This window comes from Caulobacter sp., from assembly GCF_035254145.1.
In the GTDB taxonomy this organism is placed as follows: domain Bacteria; phylum Pseudomonadota; class Alphaproteobacteria; order Caulobacterales; family Caulobacteraceae; genus Caulobacter.
In genome coordinates this window covers 1-6147 of sequence record NZ_DATFAV010000306.1, presented here as the reverse complement: position 1 = coordinate 6147, position 6147 = coordinate 1, and the positions used below count along the sequence as shown (strand labels likewise).

Here is a 6147-nt window from a genome sequence, read left to right as displayed (position 1 = left end):
GGCCTCGGACGCGCGGGCGTACTGATTCACGAAGGTGTCGGTGGCCAGCAGGATCGAGGCCTTGGCGTCCTTGATCAGCGGCGGGATCTGCTTGGTGTGCAGAGGTGAGGGGTACTGGAACGCCTTCATCCCCGTCAGGATCGGCAGTATCACGCCGCCCGTCAGGCCAAAGCAATGGAACACCGGCAGAGGATTGAACATCACCCAGTTGGGATTCAGCTCGATATGCGCGGCCACCTGCATGGCGTTCTGAACCAGATTCTCCTGGGTCAGGACCACGCCGCGAGGGGCGCCGAAGCTGCCCGAGGTGAAAAGTACGACGCCCTTGTCCGACGGCTTGGCCGGAACCCGGAAGCGGCGGGGGAACATGCCGGCGGCGGCGGCGAACAGCTTGTCGCCCAGTCCGATCGTGCCGCGCACGTCCTCAAGGTAGGTGACTTCGGCCTGGATGCTGATCGCGTCGACGATGTCGTGCAGCTTGCCCAGCTCGATAAACCGGTGCGCCGTCAGAACGCGCTTGATCCCGGCCAAACGGCAGGCGGCTTTGATGTTCCGCAAGCCGGCCGTGAAGTTGAGCATGGTCGGAACACGACCGAACGCGTGTAGAGCAAAGAAGGTCACGACCGCGCCGGAACCCGACGGCAGCAGCACGCCGACATGTTCGCCAGGCTTCGTCATCGCCGCGATCTTACGACCCAGGGCGAAGCTGGCCCGGATCAGATCGACATAGGTGAGGGGATTGCGGTCCTGGTCCTCCAGGATCTGCTTCTTGGCGCCATATTTGTCGCGGGCGTCGATAAGGGCGTCGAAGATGGCCTTTTGGCCGGTTCGCGCATCGTAAGCTACCGGCATCCCGGCGAAACCTCCCCGAAAAGCGAAAGTCCGCTTTCGTTCGTTAAACGCGGAGTCTGCCGAGTAAGGTCCGGCTTTGCAAGAATGAGTCACAAAGCGTGAGCGCCGCCTTGTGGCGCAAGGTTTTGAGAAAGGACGCAACGGTCGCCCCGCCGCGTCGACCACGCGCAAAGCGCTCGAACAGCCTCGATTCTCTCCATCGCGCCCGACTGAAAGCCTTAAGCAGGATCAAGCGCTTGATCCGGAGGCCAAGAAGACCGATTTAGGCGCCATGGCCACGGTGATCGACACCCTCAAGGCTCGCGGCCCGGAAGACCGGGCGGCGCGCCATCCCGAAAAGCAGAACCGTCCCGACACGCCGGTCCTTCGCAAACCCGAGTGGTTGCGGGTCCGCGCGCCGGGTTCGGGGCAATACAACGAGACCCGGGGCATCGTCCGCGAGCACAAGCTGCACACGGTCTGCGAAGAGGCCGCCTGCCCGAACATCGGCGAGTGCTGGAGCCAAAAGCACGCGACCATGATGATCATGGGCGAGATCTGCACCCGCGCCTGCGCCTTCTGCAACGTCACCACCGGCCTGCCGACCCAGCTGGATCCCGACGAGCCGCGCCGCGTGGCCGAGGCCGTCGCCAAGATGGGCCTCAAGCACGTGGTCATTACTTCGGTGGACCGCGACGACCTGCTGGACGGCGGCGCGCGCCACTTCGCCGAGGTGGTCACCGCCATTCGCGCGGCCGCGCCAGGCACGACCATCGAGATCCTGACGCCGGACTTCCTGCGCAAGGACAACGCCGAGAACGTGGTCATCGACTCCAAGCCGGACGTCTTCAACCACAACCTCGAGACCGTGCCGCGGCTCTATCTCAAGATCCGCCCCGGGGCCCGCTACTACAATTCGCTGCGCCTGCTGGACCGCGTGAAGCAGCGCGATCCCTCCCAGTTCACCAAGTCCGGCCTGATGGTCGGCCTTGGCGAAACCAAGGAGGAGGTCATGCAGGTGATGGACGACATGCGCTCGGCCGGCGTCGACTTCATCACCATCGGCCAATATCTGCAGCCGACCCGCAAGCACGCCGCGATCGACCGCTTCGTGACGCCCGAGGAGTTCAAGGCCTATGAGGCGATCGCCCGGGCCAAGGGTTTCCTGATGGTGTCTTCCAGCCCGCTGACCCGCTCGTCGCACCACGCGGGCGAGGACTTCGCCAAGCTGCAGGCCGCCCGCCGCGCGCTCGACGCCCGCACGACATAACCCCTTGCATCGTCACGTCGTCACGCGCGTCCTGCCTTACGCGCCCGAGCCCCTGTTTCAACTCGTCGGAGACGTCGAGGCCTATCCGCGCTTCGTGCCGTGGATCACGGGCATGCGCACCTGGAACGCGCGCGAGGACGGCGCCGTGAGCACGATCGACGCCGAGGCGCAGGTCGGCTTTTCGTTCCTGCGCGAGAAGTTCGCCACGCGGGTCCGCCGAGACAGCGAGGCGCTCAGCATCGACGTCAACCTGCTGTATGGCCCGTTCAAGCGCCTGGTGAACGCCTGGCGCTTCGTCCCCGAGGGGGAAGCGACGCGGATCGAGTTCACGATCGAGTTCGCCTTCAAGTCGCTTATGCTGGACGCGCTGCTGGCCGCCAATGTCGACAAGGCCGCCGGCAAGCTGATCGCCTGCTTCGAAGACCGGGCGCGCCAGATCTACGGACCGAACGCCTAGTCCTTCTTTTCGACGACTTCCTCGATCCGTTCCTCGAAGTCGCCGAGGTTGGAGAACAGGTTCTCGATGGCGAAGGCCAGTCCGAAGACCCGGGCGGCGTCGTCGAACTCCAGGTCCCGGGTGACGCCTTTTCCCCGCAAGCTCTCGAAGCAGGTCTGAAAGACCTGGTGCGCCGTGGCGAACGCGATGCGGTCCGGGCGGGGGCCGCCGCCAAGAAACGCCGCGGAGGCTCGCAGGAAGCGGGCGCTGGCTTCCAGCATGTCGCCGGCGGCGGGCGCGAGGGCTCCCGGAAGAGGCGCGCGCAGCGTCCGTCCGACCATCACCGTGTCGTTACGCAACCGCCAGAGCGTGCGAGGCAGGGCGTCGGACACCGACCGATCGCTCAACCGGGTGGCGCTTTCGCGGCCGGCTTCGGTCATCGCCGCCTGCAGCTTGGCCAGTGCGGCGCGCAGATCATCTTGAGCCTTGAGATTGTCGATGGGGCCTGGCGTCCCGCGCAGCGCCAGCACGTGGCTCTCGAGAATGTCCGCCTGCAATCCAGCGATCTTCTGGACGCTGGCCACGACCGAGGCATGGGCGCGGGCGGGGAAGATCAGGAGAGTCGCCGCGACGCCGACCAGGCTCCCGACCGTGATCTCGACCACGCGCAGACTGGCCGCGATCAGGGGATCCATATGGGTGGTCGTACCGATCAGCATGATCACTGCGGTGACCGGCGCGGCCTTCAGCGAAGGTCTCAGTGCGGCGACGAAGGCCGATAGCGCCACCGTCACGCACAGGATTAGGCCGCCGAACTGCGGCCACCGGCTATGGAAATAGGCCGCCACGGCGCCCGCCAGCGCGCCCACCACCGTGCCCAAGAACCGTTCGATCGACGCGGTGATCGTCGCGCCGAGGCTGGCCTGGACCACGATGACGGCGGTGAACACCGCCCAAAAGCCTTGCGGCAGGCGCAGCAGCGTGGCCAGGGCGTAGGCCGCGCCCACGGCCGCCGAGACACGAATGGCGTGGCGGATTTCCGTCTTGCGGGCCGCGGCGGCTTTCAGCGCGCGCTGCGAAAGGTTTGCGCCGGTGAAGCGGCGCCAGTCGCTGGGCGCGGTCTCGGGCACTAGGCCACCGCCTCGCGGAGCATCTCAAGCGCCACCCTGATCGCCGCCAACTGGACGGCCTCTCGCGTGTCGCCATCGAACCTCTCGTGGCGATGAACGACGGAACGATTGGCCCGCGCCACCGCGAAATGGACGGTCCCGACCGGCTTGAGCGGCGTTCCCCCGCCTGGACCGGCGACGCCAGTGATAGCGACGGCCACGTGACCATTGCTCTCCCGTAGCGCCCCCTCGGCCATCATGCGCGCGACCGGCTCGGAAACCGCGCCGTGATCGGCGATCAAGTCGCCAGGTACGCCCAGCATCTCCGACTTGGCTCTGTTGGTGTAGGTGACGAAGCCGCGCTCGAAGACGTCCGACGCGCCGGCGATCGAGCAGATCGCGCCCGCGACCAGACCGCCCGTGCAGCTCTCCGCCGTCACCAGGCGCAAAGATTTCCCGCGCGCTTCATCGATCAGCAGCCGGGCCAGCGTCTGGATTTCCAGAGGGAACATGCGAGTCTCCGTCTTCGCCGATCAGCTTAGCCTGTTCAGGCGGGGGTCTCGACCGCCACGACGGCCGAGGCGGCCAAACCCTCGCCACGGCCGGTGAAGCCCATCTTCTCGGTCGTGGTCGCCTTGACGCTCACCCGATCGACAGGAAGGCCCAAGACCTCGGCCAACCGCTCTCGCATGGCCTGGCGGTGCGGTTTGATCTTCGGGCGCTCGCAGATCAGGGTCACGTCCACATTGACGATCGTCCCCCCCTTGGCGGCGACCAGTTCGGCGGCGTGCTTGAGGAATTGATCCGAGGGCGCGCCCTTCCACTTCGGGTCGGTCGGCGGGAAATGGTCGCCGATGTCGCCTTCGCCGATCGCGCCCAATAGGGCGTCGGTCAGGGCGTGCAGGCCCGCGTCGGCGTCCGAATGGCCGATCAGCGTCTCGTCATGCTTGATCGCGACGCCGCACAGCCAGACCTCGTCGCCGGGACCCCAGCGGTGGGCGTCGAAGCCTTGGCCAACACGGGTGACGCGCGCGGCGCCGGCGAGCCGTTCGGCCATGGCGAAGTCCTCGGGATAGGTGAGTTTCATCAGAAGCGGATCGCCCGGCGCGATGGCGACGCGGCCACCGGCGGCTTCCACCACTTGGGCGTCGTCGGTCGGCTCGCCTCCGGACCAGGCGGCATAGGCGGCCTGGAGCGTGTTACGGCGCGCGGCCTGTGGCGTCTGAGCGCGCCAGAGGTGTTCGCGCGAGGCGGTCGTCAGGGCCTGACCGGGCTCGGCGCGCTTGAGGGTATCGGCGACGGGCAGGGCGGGCAGGGCGACATCGGCGTCGGCGAGCGCCTGCAGCACGGCCTCTACGATCGAAGACCCGAGAAAGGGACGGGCGGCGTCGTGGATCAGGACGGGCTCGCTGTCAGGGCGATGTGCGAGAGCGGCCAGGCCGGCCTGGACAGACAGCGCCCGAGTCGCGCCACCGCGCGCCGCTGACCAGCCCGAGAGGCCGGACAAGAGCTCGGGCAGCGCCCCTTCGCCATCCTCGGTCGTTACGATGACAATATGGGCCGCGCCGGCCGCGAGGAATGCTTCGACCGACCAGCGCAAGACCGGCTTTCCGGCGACAAGCCGCCATTGCTTGGCTTGGCCGGGACCGGCCCGGGTTCCCGAACCGGCGGCGACGATCACGGCGGAAAAGGTCATAGGGGCTGTTTAGTCGGGCCACCGTCCTTGTCCAGTCGATCCGGGCTTTACTGCGCCGCACAATATGCCTAAAAAGGCAGCTACGGGGATGATTACAAAATGAGCAACAAGCTCGAGGTCGGCGGGGTTCAGGTCCCCGGTCGGGTGTGGATCGCACCTATGACCGGGGTCTCGGACCTGCCCTTCAGAGAAACGGCCACGGCGCTCGGCGCGCCCTATGTGGCGACGGAAATGGTGGCCAGCGCGGAGTTCGCGAGAGGGCGCCCCGATGTCGTGCGTCGCGCCGCCGTGGGCAGCGGCTTGCCGCTGACGGTGATCCAGCTGGTCGGGCGCGACGTCGGCTTCATGGCCCAGGGCGCTCGCATGGCGGCCGAGGCGGGCGCCGAAATCATCGACCTGAATTTTGGCTGTCCCGCCAAGGAGGTCGCCGCCGGCGCGGCTTGCGGTTCGGCCCTGATGCGCGAGCCGAACCTGGCTGAAGCTCTGGTCGCGGCCGCGGTCGAGGCTGTCGATGTTCCGGTGACGGTGAAGATGCGTTTGGGCTGGGATGTCGACAGCCTCAACGCTCCCGACATCGCTCGACGCGCCGAAGCTGTCGGGGCCAAGGCGATCACGGTGCACGGTCGCACTCGCAATCAGTTCTACAAGGGAGTCGCCGACTGGGCCGCCGTCGCGGCGGTGAAGAACGCCGTCTCGGTTCCGGTGCTGGTCAATGGCGACATCGTCGACGGCGCCAGCGCTCGCCTAGCTCTAGAGCAGTCCGGCGCCGACGGCGTGATGATCGGCCGCGGCGTCTATGGTCGCC

Annotated in this window: 7 protein-coding genes; 3 read left to right on the top strand and 4 right to left on the bottom strand. The window is 67.1% G+C overall.

Going from position 1 to position 6147, the window contains the following annotated elements:
• Positions 1–852, bottom strand: an 852-nt coding sequence (locus VJ655_RS18400; RefSeq protein WP_324113602.1) for an AMP-binding protein, incomplete at its 3' end; no start/stop codon positions are given.
• Positions 853–1123: 271 nt separating this feature from the next.
• Here VJ655_RS18400 and lipA point away from each other — a divergent pair.
• Complete coding sequence (gene lipA / locus VJ655_RS18395) at positions 1124–2101, top strand: lipoyl synthase (RefSeq protein WP_324113600.1); 978 nt, start codon at positions 1124–1126, stop codon at positions 2099–2101.
• A 4-nt stretch (positions 2102–2105) separates the two neighbouring features.
• Complete coding sequence (locus tag VJ655_RS18390; protein ID WP_324113598.1) at positions 2106–2558, top strand: type II toxin-antitoxin system RatA family toxin; 453 nt, start codon at positions 2106–2108, stop codon at positions 2556–2558.
• On the opposite strand, the gene VJ655_RS18385 is transcribed toward VJ655_RS18390, so the two are convergent.
• From VJ655_RS18385 to VJ655_RS18375, 3 genes are read right to left on the bottom strand one after another with little or no spacing between them, the layout of a single operon-like run.
• Positions 2555–3667: an FUSC family protein gene (locus tag VJ655_RS18385; RefSeq protein WP_324113596.1), complete on the bottom strand. Its 1113-nt coding sequence runs from the start codon at positions 3665–3667 to the stop codon at positions 2555–2557. The two genes, VJ655_RS18390 and VJ655_RS18385, sit on opposite strands and share 4 nt — an antisense overlap.
• Positions 3667–4158 carry a CinA family protein gene (locus VJ655_RS18380; RefSeq protein ID WP_324113594.1) on the bottom strand — a complete coding sequence of 164 codons (492 nt, stop codon included), beginning with the start codon at positions 4156–4158 and terminating at the stop codon, positions 3667–3669. The genes VJ655_RS18385 and VJ655_RS18380 overlap by 1 nt, the downstream gene beginning before the upstream one ends.
• 35 nt (positions 4159–4193) lie before the next feature.
• Entirely contained in the window at positions 4194–5342 is a 1149-nt protein-coding gene (locus VJ655_RS18375) for a bifunctional 2-C-methyl-D-erythritol 4-phosphate cytidylyltransferase/2-C-methyl-D-erythritol 2,4-cyclodiphosphate synthase (RefSeq protein ID WP_324113592.1), read from the bottom strand.
• A 99-nt stretch (positions 5343–5441) separates the two neighbouring features.
• Between VJ655_RS18375 and VJ655_RS18370 the strand changes: the two genes are divergently transcribed.
• The coding region (locus tag VJ655_RS18370) for a tRNA-dihydrouridine synthase family protein (protein WP_324113590.1) at positions 5442–6147 on the top strand (706 nt) is incomplete at its 3' end.